At 57.6% G+C, this 295-nt stretch carries 1 protein-coding gene; it reads left to right on the forward strand.

What is annotated here, in order from left to right; translation table 11 throughout:
- Window positions 1–8: 8 nt before the first annotated feature.
- The coding region (locus GTP77_RS29975; protein ID WP_161075765.1) for a transposase at window positions 9–295 on the forward strand (287 nt) is incomplete at its 3' end.

The following is a 295-nucleotide window of genomic DNA, read 5'->3' on the forward strand; positions in this document are numbered from 1 at the left end:
CATCGACCATGCAAAAGAGCTTTTCCGACCTTGAATATGCTGCCAAGAAGAAGCTGACGCGGCGCGACCGCTTCCTGGCAGAGATCGACAGCGTGACCCCTTGGGGCAAGTTGCATAAAGCGGTCGAACCGTTCTATCCGAGGGTCGAAGGTGCCGGCCGTCCACCAATCGGACTGGCCCGCATGCTGCGCATGTACGTGGCCCAGCAATGCTTTGGTTTGTCTGATGAAGGCATCGAAGACGCGATCTACGACAGCCAGTCCATTCGTGCTTTCGTCGGTATCGACTTGGGCCG

The sequence above is a fragment of the Pseudoduganella aquatica genome (assembly GCF_009857595.1).
Classification (GTDB): domain Bacteria; phylum Pseudomonadota; class Gammaproteobacteria; order Burkholderiales; family Burkholderiaceae_D; genus Rugamonas; species Rugamonas aquatica_A.